Source organism: Methylocaldum gracile, from assembly GCF_053646815.1.
In genome coordinates, this window is sequence record NZ_CM132196.1 from 3,738,829 (window position 1) to 3,755,912 (window position 17,084).

At 58.0% G+C, this 17,084-nt stretch carries 13 protein-coding genes; 9 read left to right on the plus strand and 4 right to left on the minus strand.

The features are described from left to right. Positions 1-81 precede the first annotated feature (81 nt). The 4 genes from dnaE to ACWJJK_RS16595 all read left to right on the plus strand — a co-directional run bounded on the left by dnaE (position 82) and on the right by ACWJJK_RS16595 (position 7,889). Entirely contained in the window at positions 82-3,600 is a 3,519-nt protein-coding gene (gene dnaE, locus ACWJJK_RS16580) for a DNA polymerase III subunit alpha (RefSeq protein WP_086135482.1), read from the plus strand. Further along, complete coding sequence (locus ACWJJK_RS16585) at positions 3,597-4,961, plus strand: TolC family outer membrane protein (protein ID WP_156879541.1); 1,365 nt, start codon at positions 3,597-3,599, stop codon at positions 4,959-4,961. Before dnaE ends, ACWJJK_RS16585 begins: the two co-directional genes overlap by 4 nt. Before the next feature lie 112 nt (positions 4,962-5,073). Then, positions 5,074-7,047, plus strand: a complete 1,974-nt coding sequence (ftsH, locus tag ACWJJK_RS16590; protein ID WP_454128294.1) for an ATP-dependent zinc metalloprotease FtsH — start codon at positions 5,074-5,076, stop codon at positions 7,045-7,047. A gap of 323 nt (positions 7,048-7,370) precedes the next feature. Continuing rightward, entirely contained in the window at positions 7,371-7,889 is a 519-nt protein-coding gene (locus tag ACWJJK_RS16595) for a nuclear transport factor 2 family protein (RefSeq protein WP_077728068.1), read from the plus strand. A gap of 59 nt (positions 7,890-7,948) precedes the next feature. On the opposite strand, the gene ACWJJK_RS16600 is transcribed toward ACWJJK_RS16595, so the two are convergent. After that, on the minus strand, positions 7,949-9,409 hold the full coding sequence (locus tag ACWJJK_RS16600; RefSeq protein ID WP_077728067.1) for a glycosyl hydrolase family 57: 1,461 nt from the start codon (positions 9,407-9,409) through the stop codon (positions 7,949-7,951). A gap of 130 nt (positions 9,410-9,539) precedes the next feature. Here ACWJJK_RS16600 and ACWJJK_RS16605 point away from each other — a divergent pair, with 130 nt between their 5' ends. Then, entirely contained in the window at positions 9,540-10,394 is an 855-nt protein-coding gene (locus tag ACWJJK_RS16605) for a DUF3530 family protein (RefSeq protein ID WP_347257397.1), read from the plus strand. Positions 10,395-10,460: 66 nt separating this feature from the next. On the opposite strand, the gene ACWJJK_RS16610 is transcribed toward ACWJJK_RS16605, so the two are convergent. From ACWJJK_RS16610 to purM, 3 genes are all read right to left on the minus strand, one after another. Beyond that, positions 10,461-10,835 carry a cupin domain-containing protein gene (locus ACWJJK_RS16610; RefSeq protein WP_077728065.1) on the minus strand — a complete coding sequence of 125 codons (375 nt, stop codon included), beginning with the start codon at positions 10,833-10,835 and terminating at the stop codon, positions 10,461-10,463. Positions 10,836-10,906: 71 nt separating this feature from the next. Then, positions 10,907-11,632, minus strand: a complete 726-nt coding sequence (locus ACWJJK_RS16615) for a glycosyltransferase family 2 protein (protein ID WP_077728064.1) — start codon at positions 11,630-11,632, stop codon at positions 10,907-10,909. 28 nt (positions 11,633-11,660) lie between these two features. Next, the gene (gene purM, locus ACWJJK_RS16620) at positions 11,661-12,710 is read right to left on the minus strand and encodes a phosphoribosylformylglycinamidine cyclo-ligase (protein WP_156879540.1); all 1,050 of its coding nucleotides are present in this window, start codon (positions 12,708-12,710) and stop codon (positions 11,661-11,663) included. 220 nt (positions 12,711-12,930) lie between these two features. Here purM and ACWJJK_RS16625 point away from each other — a divergent pair, with 220 nt between their 5' ends. The 4 genes from ACWJJK_RS16625 to ACWJJK_RS16640 all read left to right on the plus strand — a co-directional run bounded on the left by ACWJJK_RS16625 (position 12,931) and on the right by ACWJJK_RS16640 (position 16,228). After that, positions 12,931-13,914 carry a DUF2066 domain-containing protein gene (locus tag ACWJJK_RS16625; RefSeq protein WP_280858437.1) on the plus strand — a complete coding sequence of 328 codons (984 nt, stop codon included), beginning with the start codon at positions 12,931-12,933 and terminating at the stop codon, positions 13,912-13,914. Beyond that, complete coding sequence (locus tag ACWJJK_RS16630; RefSeq protein WP_156879539.1) at positions 13,911-14,480, plus strand: CDP-alcohol phosphatidyltransferase family protein; 570 nt, start codon at positions 13,911-13,913, stop codon at positions 14,478-14,480. Before ACWJJK_RS16625 ends, ACWJJK_RS16630 begins: the two co-directional genes overlap by 4 nt. Before the next feature lie 67 nt (positions 14,481-14,547). Next, positions 14,548-14,943, plus strand: a complete 396-nt coding sequence (locus ACWJJK_RS16635) for a hypothetical protein (RefSeq protein WP_156879538.1) — start codon at positions 14,548-14,550, stop codon at positions 14,941-14,943. A 235-nt stretch (positions 14,944-15,178) separates the two neighbouring features. Continuing rightward, the gene (locus ACWJJK_RS16640; protein ID WP_156879537.1) at positions 15,179-16,228 is read left to right on the plus strand and encodes a COX15/CtaA family protein; all 1,050 of its coding nucleotides are present in this window, start codon (positions 15,179-15,181) and stop codon (positions 16,226-16,228) included. The last annotated feature ends 856 nt before the right edge of the window (positions 16,229-17,084 follow it).

Genomic DNA, 17,084 nt, shown 5'->3' on the forward strand with positions numbered 1-17,084 from the left:
AACTAGGAGAATGCCGATCACGCACCGCAACAAGTGACGGAAAACGATCTTTTAGACAAACCTGCAAGCTACCCGAACTTCATGACCGAAGCGCTCGATCCCCGTTTCATTCACCTGCGCGTCCACACGGAATACTCCCTGGTCGACGGACTGGTCGACGTGAAAGCCCTGGTCAAGCGCACGGCGGCGCTGGGCATGCCGGCGGTGGCCGTGACCGACCAGTCCAATCTGTTCGCCCTGGTCAAGTTCTATAAAGCGGCCTTGGCCGAAGGGGTTAAGCCCATTGCCGGAGCCGATGTGCAGCTATACAACGAAGCCGACCCGGCCTCTCCGCATGCTTTGACGCTGTACGTGCAGAATACCGCGGGATACCGCACCCTCACCGAATTGATTTCCCGCAGCTATCGGGAAAATCAGCATCAAGGCGTGCCCTTGCTGATGCCCGAGTGGCTGGAAGAAAAAAACGAGGGACTCTTGGCGCTCTCCGGCGCCCGCCGAGGCGATATCGGACAGGCTTTGCTGATGGGCAACGTAAGCGAAGCGAAACGCCTGCTCGAACGCTGGCTCGGAATTTTCGACCGGCGCTTTTATCTGGAGCTGCAACGCACCGGACGTCCGGACGAGGAGGAATACATCGAGGGTGCCGTGAGCCTCGCGATCGAGCTCGACGTCCCGGTGGTCGCCACCAACGACGTACGTTTCATCAGCCCGTCGGAATTCGAGGCTCACGAAGCCCGGGTCTGCATCCATCAGGGCCGGGTATTGGACGATCCGCGCCGCCCGCGCGATTACACCGAGCAGCAATATCTCCGAAGCCCCGAGGAGATGGCGGAGTTGTTCGCCGATCTCCCCGAAGCCCTGGAAAACTCGGTCGAGATCGCCAAACGCTGCAATCTCGAACTGACCCTAGGCAAGAACTTTCTGCCGCAATTCCCCGTACCCGAAGGCATGAGTACGGCGGAATTTTTCGCCGAGGAGTCGCGCAAGGGGTTGAAGGAACGTCTGGCGGTCCGACCGCCCACCGGGAGCGGGAGTCTCGAAGACCGGCGCAAGCGCTACGAAGAGCGGCTGGAACTGGAAATCTCGGTCATCAATCAGATGGATTTCCCCGGCTACTTCCTGATCGTGGCCGATTTCATCCAGTGGGCCAAGAAAAACGGCATTCCGGTTGGGCCGGGACGCGGCTCCGGCGCGGGCTCGCTGGTGGCCTACGCCCTCAAGATCACCGACCTCGATCCCATCGAATTCGAACTGCTCTTCGAGCGCTTTCTTAACCCCGAGCGCGTGTCCATGCCCGACTTCGACGTGGACTTCTGCATGGAGCGCCGCGACGAGGTGATCGACTACGTAGCCCGCAAATACGGGCGCGACCGGGTGTCCCAGATCATCACCTACGGCAGCATGGCGGCCAAGGCCGTGGTGCGAGACGTGGGCCGGGTACTGGGCCATTCCTACGGTTTCGTGGACAAGATCGCCAAGCTGATTCCGTTCGAACTGGGCATCACCCTGGACAAGGCCCTCACCGACAGCGAAGACCTCAGAAAGCTGTACGAGAGCGACGAGGAAGTCCGAACGCTGATCGACCTCGCCAAGTCGCTCGAAGGCATTACCCGCAACGCCGGCAAGCACGCGGGCGGCGTCGTCATCGCGCCGTCCCAGCTGATCGATTTCTCCCCGCTGTACTGCGAACCGGGCGGCGAAAACCTGGTGACCCAGTTCGACAAGGACGACGTGGAAGCGGTGGGTCTGGTCAAGTTCGACTTTCTGGGACTCCGCACTCTCACCATCATCGACTGGGCGCTGGAAACCATCAACAAACAGCGGGCCGAGAAAGACGCGCCGCCGGTGGACATCGCCCAAATTCCCCTGGACGACCCCGACACCTACAAGCTGCTGAAAAGCTGTTCGACAACCGCCGTCTTCCAGCTCGAATCACGCGGCATGAAGGACCTGATCCGGCGCCTGCAACCGGACTGCTTCGAGGACATCATCGCCCTGGTGGCGCTGTTCCGTCCGGGCCCGCTGCAGTCAGGCATGGTCGACGACTACATCAACGTCAAGCACGGCCGCACCAAGGCGGAATTCCCGCACCCAGTCCTAGAGCCGATTCTCAGGCCCACCAACGGCGTCATCGTATACCAGGAACAGGTGATGCAAATCGCCCGCGACATGGCCGGTTACACTCTGGGCGGCGCCGATCTCCTGCGCCGCGCGATGGGCAAGAAAAAGCCCGAGGAAATGGCGAAACAGCGGGAAATCTTCGTCACCGGCTCGGTCGGGCTAGGGGTCGACGAGAATATCGCCGGCTACATCTTCGATCTCATGGAGAAGTTCGCCGGCTACGGCTTCAACAAGTCGCACTCGGCGGCCTACGCGCTGGTGTCCTACCAGACCGCCTGGCTCAAGGCCCATTTTCCGGCTGCCTTCATGGCTGCGGTGCTGTCCTCGGACATGGACAACACCGACAAGGTCGTGGTCCTGATCGAAGAGTGCCGGGAAATGAAACTGGCCGTCCAGCCGCCGGACATCAACCGCTCAGAATACCGCTTCGCGGTGCTCAACGACCGCACCATCCTGTATGGCCTAGGCGCGATCAAAGGAGTTGGCGAAACGGCGATCCGGGATATTCTCGAGGAGCGCAAACGCGGCGGCCCGTTCGAGGATCTGTACGATTTCTGCCGCCGGGTCGATCTGCGCAAGGTCAACCGGCGCGTGATCGAAGCGCTGATCCGCTCCGGCACCCTGGATTCCATCGATTCGAATCGCGCACGCCATATGGCGGAGCTGTCGGACGCGATCAAAGCGGCCGAACAACACGGTACCATGGCCGAAACCGGGCAGGACGACTTGTTCGGGCTCGGGGGCCCGGCAGAGGCCGAGGATACGCCGCGCGTCGCAACAGCCGTCGAACCTTGGCCGGAAGACGAGCGCCTGGCTTACGAGAAAATGACGCTAGGGCTCTATCTCACCGGCCATCCGATCGGCCCTTACGAGGCCGAAATCCAGCACTTCGTTACCGGCCGTCTCGGAAAATTGTCGCTCGACAACGAGCGGGGGCCCGGAGGACGCCGGGAAGTGCGCGCCGTAGTCGCGGGGCTCGTCGTGGAGCTTCGCGCCCGGCAGAACAAGAACGGCAAGCGCATGGCCTTCGCCACTCTGGATGACCGAACCGGAAGGCTGGAAGTAGCGGTGTTTTCGGAGGTTTTGGAAAAATACCGGGAACATTTGGTGAAGGACGCGCTGCTCGTCGTCGAAGGCAATCTGGGTTTCGACGACTATGCCGGCCAACTCCGCCTGACCGCGGAACACCTGTTCACCATGGCGCAGGCGCGCGCGCACTTCGCCAAACATCTCTTCATTCAATGGCCGCCGTCGGGCCCGAACACCGCCCCTTCGGAAGCCCAGTGGGTCAACGAACTCGTCGATCTGCTCGCACCGTTTCGAGGCGGCAGCTGTCCGATTTATATCGAATACCGAGGGAAAGCGGCACAGACGACGATTCAGCTCGGGGAAGCATGGCGCGTACATCCCGGCGATGAACTGCTCGCGCGTCTTAAAAAGCGTGTCGGAACCGATAAGGTGAAGCTGCATTACCAATGAAAAAAGGCATCTTGCTCGCTCTATTGTTGCTCGTGACGGCAGGCGCGAAGGCGCAGGATCTCTTGCAAATCCTCGAACTCGCGTTGCAACGCGATCCAAGGCTGCGCGAAGTGGAAGCGACCCGCAACGCCGTCCTGGAAGCCAAGCCGCAAAGTGTCGCCCGTCTATTGCCGACTTTGTCGCTGACCGGCGAGCTCAACCGCAACTCCGTGCTGTCGAAGTTCGAGGAGTTTCAGCTCGCCTTCATCGCCGGTGCCCGGAATGTCGGCTTCTGGAACAGTGCGGCCAGCATCAACCTGACTCAGCCGATTTATCATCACGACTATTGGGTCCAGCTGAGCCAGGCGGACAATCAAATCGCCGAGGCGGAAGCCAATTACGCGGCGGAGCAACAAAACCTGATGCTGCGTACCGCGCGTGCCTATTTCGATGTTTTGTTCGCCCAGGACAGCCGCGAATTCGCGCTGGCCGAGCAGCGCGCCATCGAGCGCCAGCTCGAACAAGCCAAGGCACGGTTCGAGGTGGGACTGATCGCCATTACCGACGTGCACGAAGCCCAAGCGGGTTACGACCAGGCCCGGGCTAATGTCATACAGGCCGAAAACCAGGTGGACAACGCGCGGGAAGCGCTCCAGGAAATCATCGGCGAATACGACCTTGCCCTGGCCGAACTCGCCGAAAAGATTCCGTTGAAGGGCCCGGATCCCGAAAACATCGAGAACTGGAGCGACCTGGCCCAGCAAAGCAATCTCAGTATCGTTGCAGCCGAGAACCGCAGCCTGGTGGCGAAAAAAGATATCGATCTTCAGTTCGCCGGCCATCTTCCGTCGATGGATCTGGTCGGCTCGGCGGGATTCACCGATACCAACCGGCCGCGCGGCATACCTACCGAATATCAAGTCATCGGAATGCAAGTCAACGTACCGATGTTCGCGGGCGGCGGCGTCAACTCGCGGGTTCGCCAGGCCCGCCATGAATACGAAGCGGCCCAGGAAAATCTGGACGGCGTACGGCGGTCGGTCAAGCGTCAAGTGAAAGATGCTTACCGTGGTATTCTGTCCGCCATCAGTCAGGTGGAGGCCCTCCAGGCGGCGGTAGTGTCGTCGCAAAGTGCCGTGGAAGCGACCGAAGCCGGGTTGGAAGTCGGCACCCGAACGATGGTCGACGTCCTCGCCGAACAGCGCAATCTGTTTCGGACCAAGCGCGATTATGCGCGGGCGCGCTACGATTACATCATCAACAGTCTGGCGCTCAAACAGGCCGCCGGGACCTTGAACCCAGCGGATCTCGCGATCGTCAATCAGTGGCTGGGTCCGAATTCTCGAGCGGATTCTACGGCACCCGACGAATCCGAGTTCTGACCACGTCAAAAAGAGTCTTTTTTGAGTCAACGCCGCCGGCGGAACCAATCGCACCCCATCGGGTTCGAAACTGTATCCGTCGGCTGTCCCGCGGTTCCATTGGGAGATTCATATGAATAAGAATTCACGAGATTCCTTGTTGGATTCCCTCGGTAAAGGTGTTCAGGAGTTCTGGAAAAAACTGACCGACAACTTGCGAAGCGCAGACCTCGACGGGAAACCCGATACGGAAATCAATCCGCGCGCCGGCGATGAGAGCGATTATCAGAGCATGCGGCGACGGCGCATCAATCTCTGGCTTTATCTCCTTCTGATCTTAGCCACCTTGTATTTCTGGCAGGGCTATCAGGAAGTACGCCAGGACGAAATCCCATATAGCGATTTTCTGAAATACGTGCAGGAACAACAGGTAGAGGACGTCGTCGTGATGGATCAAGTGATCACCGGGTACCTGAAGCCCGAGGCTCCCGGCGAAGAACGACGCCGTTTCATCACCGTGCCATTATGGAATCAGAATTTGGCGCAGGCCCTGGAAGAAAAAGGCGTCAAATACACCGTTCGCTACGGCAACAACTGGTTGGGCAACTTCATCTTCAATTGGTTGTTGCCTATCGGCATTCTGTTCGCGCTCTGGACCTGGATGGCGCGCCGCATGACCGGCGGGCGCGGGCTTTTGAACTTCGGCCGCAGCCGGGTTCGCATTCATGCGGAATCGTCGGTCAAGGTCACGTTTCAGGACGTCGCGGGCGCCGAGGAAGCCAAGCAAGAGCTCAAGGAAACCATCGAATTCTTACGCAATCCGGCCCGTATCCAACGACTGGGCGGCCGCATGCCGAAGGGCGTCCTTCTGGTCGGCGCACCCGGCACGGGCAAGACCTTGCTGGCGCGCGCAGTGGCCGGCGAGGCCGGGGTGCCGTTCTTCAATATCAGCGGTTCCGAGTTCATCGAGATGTTCGTCGGAGTGGGCGCGGCGCGGGTTCGCGACCTCTTCGAACAAGCCCGGCAAAAAGCGCCCTGCATGATCTTCATCGACGAACTCGACGCCATCGGGCGGGCGCGCGGCGGCCCGGTGGTCATGGGCGGTCATGACGAGCGCGAACAGACCTTGAACCAACTGCTCACGGAAATGGACGGCTTCGATCCATCGATCGGGGTGGTGGTCATGGCGGCCACCAACCGCCCGGAAATCCTCGATAGAGCCCTGCTGCGCGCGGGCCGCTTCGACCGGCAGATCGTGGTCGACAAGCCGGGCCTGGACGACCGGGTTGCCATACTCCAGCTGCATACCCGCAATATCAAGTTGGGGCCGGACGTGAATCTCCGGGTCGTGGCCCAACGGACGCCTGGTCTGGTTGGCGCGGATCTCGCCAATATCTGCAACGAAGCCGCCATCATCGCCGTGCGCGAAAACCAGGAAGCGGTCGGCATGAGGCACTTCGAGGCGGCCATTGACCGAATCATCGCCGGCCCCGAGAAAAAGAGCCGTACGCTCAGCGAACCGGAGAAGCGCCGAGTTGCATATCACGAGTCCGGCCACGCACTGGTGGCCGAGGTCGTTCCCACCGGCGAACCGGTACACAAGGTCTCCATCATTCCACGCGGCGCGGCCGCCTTGGGCTTTACCCTACAATTGCCGATCGAGGAAAAATTCCTCGCCACCGAGGACGAACTCCGCGACAAGATCGCCATCCTGCTTGCAGGACGCGCGGCCGAAGAGTTGGTATTCGGCAATATATCCAGCGGCACTCACAACGATCTCGAGAAAGCCAGCGAAATCGCGAGGGCCATGGTTTGCCAATTGGGCATGAGCAAGAAACTCGGCCCGCTCACCTACGGAAAAAGGCAGCAGCTCGCATATCTCAATATCGAAGGAACCGAGGAGCGGAATTTTAGCGAAGAGACCGCGCAGCTAATCGACTCGGAAGTCAGGGAACTGGTCGAGGAGGGGCAGCGCCGGTCGCGGGAAATTCTCACGCAGCGACGCACAACTTTGGATGAAATCGCCAAGATATTGCAGGAACGGGAAGTCGTCAGCGGCGAGGAAATCAAAGAGGTGATCCACAGGATGGAGCGGCGCTCGGCCTGACACTTTCTCACATCCAACGAAGCCACGGGCGGAGATCTATTCTCCGCCTCCTTCGCTTTTCCTGCCATCATGGCCGATAAGCCGATTATCGGCCGCTGTTCCATCTTATCTCGACAAATCGATTCATATCCCGCCAGCGCGCCGCACCGATTTTCCGGCGGCGAGCAAGCGCCTCGATTCGCGTGAATAGTTCACTTCCGGCGGAGATCAAGCCCTCTAGAATCCGAATCGAAGGGAGGTCGCTTGGGAGGCGTCGCATAAGGAATTGGACAAAGCCAGCCTTCAATTTCCCATAGATTTCATTACATCGAAGGACTACAGGAATGACTAACTCATCGCGCTCGAAATTCATCATTTTTCCATTAATAGCCACCGTATGCGGATTCATGCTCGCTTTTGCCGCACCGCAAGCCGTTCGCGCCGATGCCGTCGACGACGAGATCAAAGGGTTGATAATGCAGTTCCATAATGCATCCACGACCGGCGATATCGACTTCATGGAATTCATCACCTCGCGTTCGCCGGATGCCTTGGCCTTGGGCACCGATACCCCCGAGGTCTTCGTCGGCCACGACGCGATCGTAGCCTGGTGGCAAGGCATTTTCGATTTTCTGGCGTCTATCGGTTACGAGAATGGCGGATTGCCGGTGGTTTCGCCGGTCAATCTCCAAGTCGGGCACCGGGGCGCGGTTGCCTGGGCCGCCGAGCAGGCGGTTTGGCACTTCGCGAACGGTGATGTACCGTTCCGCTTGAGCCTGGTGTTCAGGAAAGAACACGGCAACTGGAAAATCATTCAGCAACATTTTTCCATAGGCGTGCCGAATTCCGAGTTACCGATTTGATCGGTCCAAGCAAAAAGCGGGCTGTACAGCCCGCTTCTTTCGCGCCTCGCGAAACTCGTTCAGAAATCGCTGTTGAAGATCTCCGTCGCCCGTCGGCAAATCTCTCGGCCGTAATCCGTCCACAGACCTTGCCCCCAGTACCGGTAGCAACTGGTTTGAGCCGTCATCAAATGGAACAGTGCATTCCGATAACGCGGATCGTCGGTCGGCGCACCTTTTTTCAGGACCTTCTCGTAAAACAGTGCGCTGGCTTCTTCCATGGGGCCCAATACGTTCTCATAGCCTTTCACCCAGGAAATATCGCTGGTCCAGCTGCCGCCCTCCATGTGAAACCGGTGATCTTCTTTCTTGATCTCCTCGATGATTTTTTCCAGCTTTTCGGCACCGTCGCCGGGTTTGAAACGGTCCCAAATCATTTTTTGAAACAAGGGTTGTACCGTCGGGAAATCGCTTTCTGCTATCCCCGTGTCGGCTAAAAATTCCAGGTATTCGGTCACGTTCATGAGCGGCGTTTCCGACCCGCTGGCCTCGCGGACCACCTCCATGAACTTCGGCGGAAATTCGTTCATCATCACGCCGCCGTTCTCGCCATCGGCGATTTGCGTCACCAGCGGCGGGACCGATTTTCCGGCCAGATCCCAGCGGGACAGGCTTCTGGCCTCGTAGTAAGGCTGCATCTGCGCCACCAGCTTGGTATCGCTGCCCTGGGTCTTGATGATCGCGATGATGCTGACGCTTTCGCCTTCCGAATTGGTGCAAACCAGCCGATGCGGCAAATGCTTGTGCTCCGGTCCCCAGCCGTTTTCGGGACGCTCGACGGTATGCTCCTGCACCAGAACCCACGTATAGCCGCAATCCCGGAGCGTCTTCACGAATTCGTAGGCGACATCCGGATGATTCGGCAGCGCCATCTCGGAAGGCGAGAAACCCCGCACCCGCGTCAAAGCCTCAACGCCGAAAATGGCGGCGAAATGATGCTGCCAGGCTTTGACGTGCAGGCGATAATCCTGAACCGGTGTTGACGGGGCCACGGCATGGCCCCAGGGCGCGCCCAGCCATTCGACGGCACGGCGGTAATCCGGATTTACGGTGATCGTCTTGAGATTGTCGAACACGTCGTGCAAGCCCATCTCGCGAAGGCCGTAGAACAGGGTTCCCGAGTATTCCAGCATGACCCTCGGTTCCTTGCCCTCGTGTATCAGTTGCGGCACGAACTCGCCCATGCGCTTGTAGCACCAGTGGAAAACCGGGGCGTTATGGTTATCGCCGATATGCTGATTCTCCATCATGTGCTTGAGATTGCTGATGATCTTGGCGGTGGACGGATCCCCGCCACCGGCCGGAATCAAAGGCTGATGCATGTGCAGCGCGATCGCGGCGGCGCTCTTGATGCGGCCGAACTCGATTGGACTGGAATTCTGGAAGACCGTGTCCGGCCGGTTTCGAATCGCCTGTTCGATCAAAGATTCCGACCCCGAGATATTGGGAAGACCATCGATGGTTTCAGAGAGTGTTTCCATGGGTGACGCTCCGGTACACTGAAGAGGATTGTTCGGCTTCGTAGCGCATTGGCTCCGGCCAGTTTACACCAATCGAAATCGCCGGACCGCTGAACGCTTCATACCTTTTGGCCTTTTTCGAGGAAACAATTTGTGTTCAAAAACCCGCCTCTGTAAGCAAATTTTGATTATCTCGATTTCGGCGTGTCTGGCGAGTAGCGAGACCTTGGCAACGGATGTGCATCGGGAGCGTCAAATCGCCGACGATATCGGGACTCGTACACACCCGGACGAAGCGATTCGGCTGGAAGCGTCCGATCTGGGATTTCAGGGACTATACCGAGAGGCAGTATCGAAAGACGTACGCGGCGGCGTCATCCTGCTGCATGGGAGACATTCGAATCAGGATGCGGCCGATCTTATTCGTCCGCTCCGACTAGGCTTGCCGGTACACGGCTGGAGCAGTTTGTCTTTGGCGATGCCCATATCGGACGCCGACGATCTGCAAGGCCATGCGAATCTTCTTGCAGAAACGATCGCAAGGCTGCAATCCAGCGTGGAGTTTCTCAAGCAGAAAAAAATCGGGAATATCGCCTTGCTGGCCCACGATATCGGAGCATGGACGGCATTGAGCTATCTCGCCGATTCGCCCGACGGAGCCGTGAAGGCCGCGGTGCTGATCGACCCGGCCCCCGTGCGGAAGCTCGATCCACCGCCGATCTCCCCCGATAGCCTGAGCGCCATCCGCTTGCCTATACTTGAAATTCTAAGCAGCCGAATATCGGTGCCGATGGACGACGAAGCGTCCCGCAAGCGGGCCGCCATGAAAACCAATCCGTCCTATCGGTTGCTGGTTCTGAATGAGCCCGATCACGGATGGCAAGACATCGGAGAATTTCTGGTCAACCGTGTTCACGGTTGGCTAACCAATTTGCAGATTAGTGCCGCTTTGGATGCTGCTCCTCCTTCTGCGCCGGAGAAGCAAAGCGGCCTGAATCCAAAATAGCTGCGCCGCCCCTTGGATGACGTGTGCCCACCGGATCGTTCCGCTTCCCATGGGCAAATATCTTGCTTACTTAGGCGCCGCCAATTCCATGATGATGACCTCGGCCTCGCCTTGCCCGACATTCTCCGCCGTCATCCATTGACCGGATTCCCAAAACACCTCTCCGGGCCCGTATTCGCGAACCTGGCCGCCTTCCTCGATTTTCACCTTGCCCTTCACGACGTAACGAGGCCCCGGCCCTTCATGCGTATGCAAAGGTGTCTTGTAACCCTCCGGGAAAATGACCCGAATGACCCGCGAATTGACCTTATTGGTTGGCAGCTCGAGGGCTTTCTCCAAAAGCACTTGGCGAGGCGGCATCTTCGGTTCCTCAGCCCGGCCCACTCCGGCCCAGACTACGGAAAAAACGACAACTGCATGTAGGACGGGATTCGGTCTCATATTATTTTCCTTTGTTCTTATGCGAATTAAATCTAAAAACTTACGCCATCTCGCCCGGGAGATAAAGACCTTTAACCGCCCACTTCCTTCACTTCAGGAAAGCGTGCGCGCCGTTGCAGCCACATCACCCCGCACAGGTCGACAATGCCGACCCATAGCCGGTGCCAGGTGCCATATTTGGACACACCGCGCACACGGGGCCGATGATCGACTTCCACCGACACGACTTTTCCTCCGGCCCGCTGAACAAGCGCGGGAAGGAAACGGTGCATATGGTCGAAATACGGCAGGGAAAGAAACAACTCGCGCGAGAACACCTTGAGCCCGCATCCCGTATCCGGCGTATTATCGTGAAGCAGCGAACTGCGCACGGCATTAGCAACTTTGGAGGAAAACCGCCGCCAGCCGGTATCCTTGCGGCGCTTGCGAAGTCCCGCCACCATGGCCTTCATTCCGTCCTGGTCCATAGACTTCAGGGCCGAGATCAATTTCGGTATATCGGCAGGATTATTTTGCCCGTCGCCGTCCAGGGTCGCGATGATTCGTCCGCGGGCCGCGCGAACGCCGGTCAGCAAGGCGGTGCTTTGCCCGCAGCAGCGTCGGTGACACAGAACGCGCAGCCGCGGGTACTGCGCTCGCAAACCGTCAAGGCGGGTCAGGGTATTGTCGGTGCTGCCGTCATCCACGAAAATCACTTCGTAATTTCCCGCATCGATCAAGGCTCGATCGATTTCGGCGATCAGCGGTTCAACGTTGTCTTCCTCGTTGTGAACCGGCACAACGACACTAAGTTCCATAAATCTTCCTGAACAGTAGCATTGCGTACTAGGGCTGGACGTACCTGACCCGAGGACCGCCATCAGCCGATGCGATCTCGCCGATGGTATACACGGTCTCGCCGGCAGCGGTGAGCAGCGCACGGGCGTTCTCTTCGTCTTCCGGCGCGACGCAGACGATCATGCCGATGCCGCAATTGAAGGTGCGCAGCATCTCGCCGTCCTCTACCCCGCCTTTTTCCTGCAGCCAGCGGAACACGGCCGGTCTCGGCCACGCGAGCGGGTCGACCACCGCCTCCGAGCGATCCGGCAAGACCCGCGGCAGGTTTTCCGTGATTCCGCCGCCGGTGATATGGGCCAGGGCATGAACCCTGATTTGACGCATGAGTTGCAGCAATGGCTTGACGTAGATCCGGGTCGGCTCGAGCAACCATTCGCCCAAGGACTTTCCGTCCAATGATTCATCCAGGCGGCGGCCTTCTCGGTCCACGATCTTGCGGATCAAGGAATAGCCGTTCGAGTGCGGTCCGGAAGACGCCAGGCCGAGCAGTTTGTCGCCCGGACGGACCCGGCTTCCGTCGAGAATCTCGTCCTTCTCCACTATGCCCACGCAAAAGCCGGCCAAATCGTAATCGCCTGTGCCGTACATCCCCGGCATCTCCGCCGTTTCGCCGCCCACCAGGGCGCACCCGGCCAATTCGCAGCCTTTGCCGATGCCTTGGATCGCCGAGGCGGCGACATCCACCTCGAGTTTGCCGGTGGCGTAATAATCGAGAAAAAACAAAGGCTCGGCGCCCTGAACGACGATATCGTTGACACACATTGCAACCAAGTCGATGCCGACGCCGCCATGCTGTCCGCTATCGATGGCCAATCTTAGTTTCGTGCCCACCCCGTCGGTGCCGGCGACCAAAACCGGCTGCTTGTAACGGCCTACCGGAAGCTCGAACAGCGAGCCGAATCCCCCGAGTCCGGCCAGCACACCGGGAATGCGAGTTCTTGCGGCAAACGGTTTAATTCGCTCTACGAGTGCATTACCGGCCTCGATGTCGACACCGGCGCTTTTGTAATCGAGGGATTCGGTTTTGGAATCGGTCAAGCTGAATCTCCGGGATATCAATTCGGAAAAAAGAACTCTAATGAGCCGGAAACCGGTGCCCGTTCAAGTGAAATCTCGACGGGTCGAACGGACATAGAGTGTTTTAGCTGCTCTAAGGGATTGTGATATTGTACAACGCTCTTCGCCAACCTGCGGGAGGATCTTCGTGCGCCTCGTCGCCCTAGTCAGTTTGTGGCTCATAATGGTTTGTCCCAACCTTATGGCCGCGGAAATAAAAGGATTGTATCGAATGGACGTCGCCGTACAGAGCAAAGATGAATCGACACGTAACGAAGACATCCGCAAAGCTCTTGAGCAAGTCCTCAAGCGATTGGTCAGGACCGATGCCATGCAGTCCAAGGCCGTACGCTCCATGCTGGAAAAACCCGACCATTTCGTTCTGCAATACGAGTACATAACCAAGTCGGACACCGATGCGCCGCTCGACTATTTGCGCGTGGAGTTCGATTCGCCGCGCATTAACGACACCTTGCGTAAATCGAACATCAGTCCTTGGGGAGAACAGCGCCCCGAAGTGCTGGTATGGCTTTCGATTGAGGATAATGCGGAAAAATCGATTTTCGTGGCCGATCAAATGCCGGAGATCGACCGCGCGCTACGTGCCGCAGCGGAGGAAAGCGGATTGCCCGTGACGGTTCCTTTGTGGGATTTGACCGACCAACAGAGTCTCAGCATCGACGACCTGGAAACCGGTAACGGAGAGCGAGTCAAGCAAGCGTCCGCTCGATACGAGACCGATGCCGTGCTCGCCGGACGCTTGTCGCATAGACCGGAGGGAACCTGGGATGCCACTTGGCGAATTTACCTTCAAAATCTCGACGAGACTTGGCAGGGAAACTTTCCCGATCTCCAGGAAGCACTCCGGTCGGGTACATCCGGAGTCTACTCCCGCCTGGCCGAACGGTTCATTCCGCGTACCACGCAGGAAACGACTCTGGAATTGAAAATCGTCGGCCTGTCGTCTCTCGATGCGACCGATCGCGCAACCGCCTATCTGAGCCGGCTGTCTCAGGTCAAAAGGCTGGAGTGGATGGGAGTGGACGCCGATCATGCCTTGTTTAAGCTATACGTACTCGGCGACAGGGCGTCGTTGGAGGAGGCCCTCGCTTTAGGGCGGGTGTTGAGACCCGTCGCTAACGAGGACCGGCAGTTTTCCGGGTTAACCTACCGATTAGCCGAATGAAAGCACGTCATATACCCAATATCATTTCGGTTTGCCGAATCCTGCTCGTCTATCCCGTCATCAGTTCGATGCTGGAAAAGCGCTTCGATTGGGCTCTGACGCTGTTCGTGATTGCGGGTGTATCGGATGCTCTGGACGGTTTTCTAGCCAAGCATTTTCACTGGCAATCCCGTCTCGGCTCCTATATCGACCCTTTGGCCGACAAGCTGCTTCTGGTTTCGTCTTATATCGTGCTGAGCTTTATGGGACTGCTCCCGTTTTGGCTCATGGCCACCGTGGTCTTGCGCGACCTGGTGATATTCACCGGTGCAGTGCTGTATTACTTCCTGCTGCGGCCCTTCGAAGGGCAACCGCTCCTGATCAGCAAAGTGAATACATTGCTCCAGCTCTTTCTGGTATTCATCATACTCCTGCACCATGGCTTCGTGTCGTTGCCCGCCAGCCTCATCACCGGCCTGACCGCGATCGTATTTTTGACGACCCTGGTTAGCGGCGCGATGTACGTATATGTCTGGGGAAGCAGCTATTACCGCGAAACCCGAGTCTTTGGCATGCGCAATGACTAACGGCCATTTTTCCACGCTTCGATGGACGCGGTTATCCCGAGTTCGCCGCCATATACCGGCATTCTTGTTGAGCCTTCTTCCTCTCCCGGCGGTTGCCCAAGAATATTTCCTGGGACCCGGCGCAGCGCAGGGCGAGACCCTTTTTATCGAACCCAATAGTCCTCGCGCCAACGAAGATATCCTGATTTATTACCCGCGGCGCGGTTGCAACGACGACCGTGTCGATGCCCGGATGAAAGGAAACGAAATCGAGATCGTCGTCAACCACTACGGGCAGTGCCTTTATACCTTTCAACCGGAGGAAAGCACCCTTCCCGGCTCCGGGCTTTACCGAACCTATCGAATTGGTCGACTGCCGGTCGGAAACTATCGCATTCGGTTGTATTATCAGGATTTATCCGAAAGTTCTCGTAGCCGCAGTTTCAGCATTTCGGAATCCTTTTCGGTCATGCCGGCTCGCTAGAGCATTTTCCGATGTGGTGTAGCGCCCCAGGCTGTCGTAGGTCGGGAATCCCTTCCCGACATCTTCGTCGGCAAAGGATTGCCGACCTACAAGCTTGTTTGCGCATGTATTCTGGGCGTGCCGAGTTCCCGATTCACGCCACTATACTGCGGCGAAAAACGCTCCGAACGCCGGTACCGGCTCGCCGTCCGGCATCGTACAAACATAACGTCCCAATCTTGTCGAACTATCAGTCATGAACGATACGGTCTCTTCCGACTTCAATCCCCAGAACGCTTTTCATTCAAACGCGACCGACTCGGCGATTTCCAAACGGTTCCGCCGCATCGGCCTGATTACGATCGCCGCCGTTTATTTCCTGATCCTGGTCGGCGGCATCGTACGGGCATCCGGTGCCGGCATGGGCTGCCCCGACTGGCCCACCTGCTTCGGCCGCTGGATCCCGCCTACCGACGAATCCCAGCTGCCGCCGAATTACCACGAAATTTACGCCGAGCGCGGCTATGCGGATACCGAGTTCAATCCGCTCAAGACCTGGACCGAATACGTCAATCGGTTGATCGGCGTGAGTATCGGAGTGCTTATTCTGCTGACCTTGCTCTATTCAATTCCATATCTGAAACGAGACCGGGCGGTCTTCTTACTCGCCTTATCCGTATTCTTATTGGTCGGGTTTCAGGGTTGGCTGGGATCTGCGGTCGTCGCCAGCAATCTGCGGCCGGTCATGATTACCGCCCATATGGTGACCGCTTTCGTGATCGTGTGTCTCCTGATCTACGCGATAGCGAGATCGCAGCAGGACACGATACGGAGGCTCGATACTGGTGCGCTATCGCCAAGATTCAAAACGGTCTTGGCGGTAGCGATGGGGATGACGCTGCTGCAAATCACCATGGGAACCCAGATCCGGGAGTCGGTGGACGTCATCGCCACGACCTTCGATCAAGCCGAGCGCCACCTTTGGCGGGAGGAATTTCCGATCATTTTCTACATTCACCGCTCATTCTCCTCCGTCATTCTCTTCACAAATCTCTGGCTCGTCTGGAATCTGGCACGACGCCTCGAACGCGGACACCTGCTTCGAAACTTCGGCTTGGCCCTGGGCGCCTTGGTGGTAGCCGCCATCGGCACGGGGGTAACGCTGGATCGTCTCGGATTTCCGGCTTTCGTACAGCCGATTCACCTCGTCCTGGCCAATCTGATCTTCGGAACCCAGTTTTTCCTGTTTATCGCATTGCGGTATTCGGAAAATCCGAGGGTCACGGCCGCAGCGCGCGTCGATTAGCCTGTAGAAACTATGCAGCGCCTAGCCTGCCAAGCTTGGCCTAGGTCGGGTTGAAGCGTTGCGGAAACCCGGCACAGCCGACGCTTGATCGAGGTCTAGTTTCGTACCTCACCCCGGGGTTTGTAGGGCGGGTTAGGCGCGCACAACGGAACCCCTGCTGGGCACGCTTGGATCCGATGCGTCGTAACCCGCCGTTTACCGAGTAGCCCCTTAGAGTGTTTTCATCTCGCTCGTACGGCAAAACAGGCCTGCAGGAGTCGTTGGCGCCTTCGGCCAGGGTAGATCGACTCAAGCTTTCGTAGGTCGGCAATCCTTGCCGACGAAGACGCTCGGCCGGGACATGGCGTCGGGAAGGGCGGCTTCGGCGCTCCCGAAGACGCCGTTTGCGATTGGGAGGGATTCCCGACCTACTCGCGAGTGCCCGTACAGTAGGTATGAAAATGCTCTAGCTTTCGCGTAATGCGCCGAACGGGACGCCTCTTATGTGGCGTAATACGAGAGTATCCTATTGCACCCGACACGAGTTGGATCTATCGCGACATTCTGTAAGAGATCTGATTTCGGGAAGTTATTCTTAGCCAAATCTTAGTCGACGATGGAAATGTTCGCCGCAGTTTCGGTGTCGCCCCAAATGCTGCAGTTGTTGCTGCCATAAATGGTAACTCTCTTACCGGAAACCGCTGCAGCCAACAGAACACTCATCTGGATTTTGGCCGCGGGCCAATCGTTATTAATCACCCACCTTTCACCACCGGCAAAAGTTGCGCAGCCTGGTGGCGCGACCTTCGTGCCGCCATCAAGATACAAAAACGTGTAGCCGGCAGAATTAGGACCGGAAGCGTACTAGCCATATTCG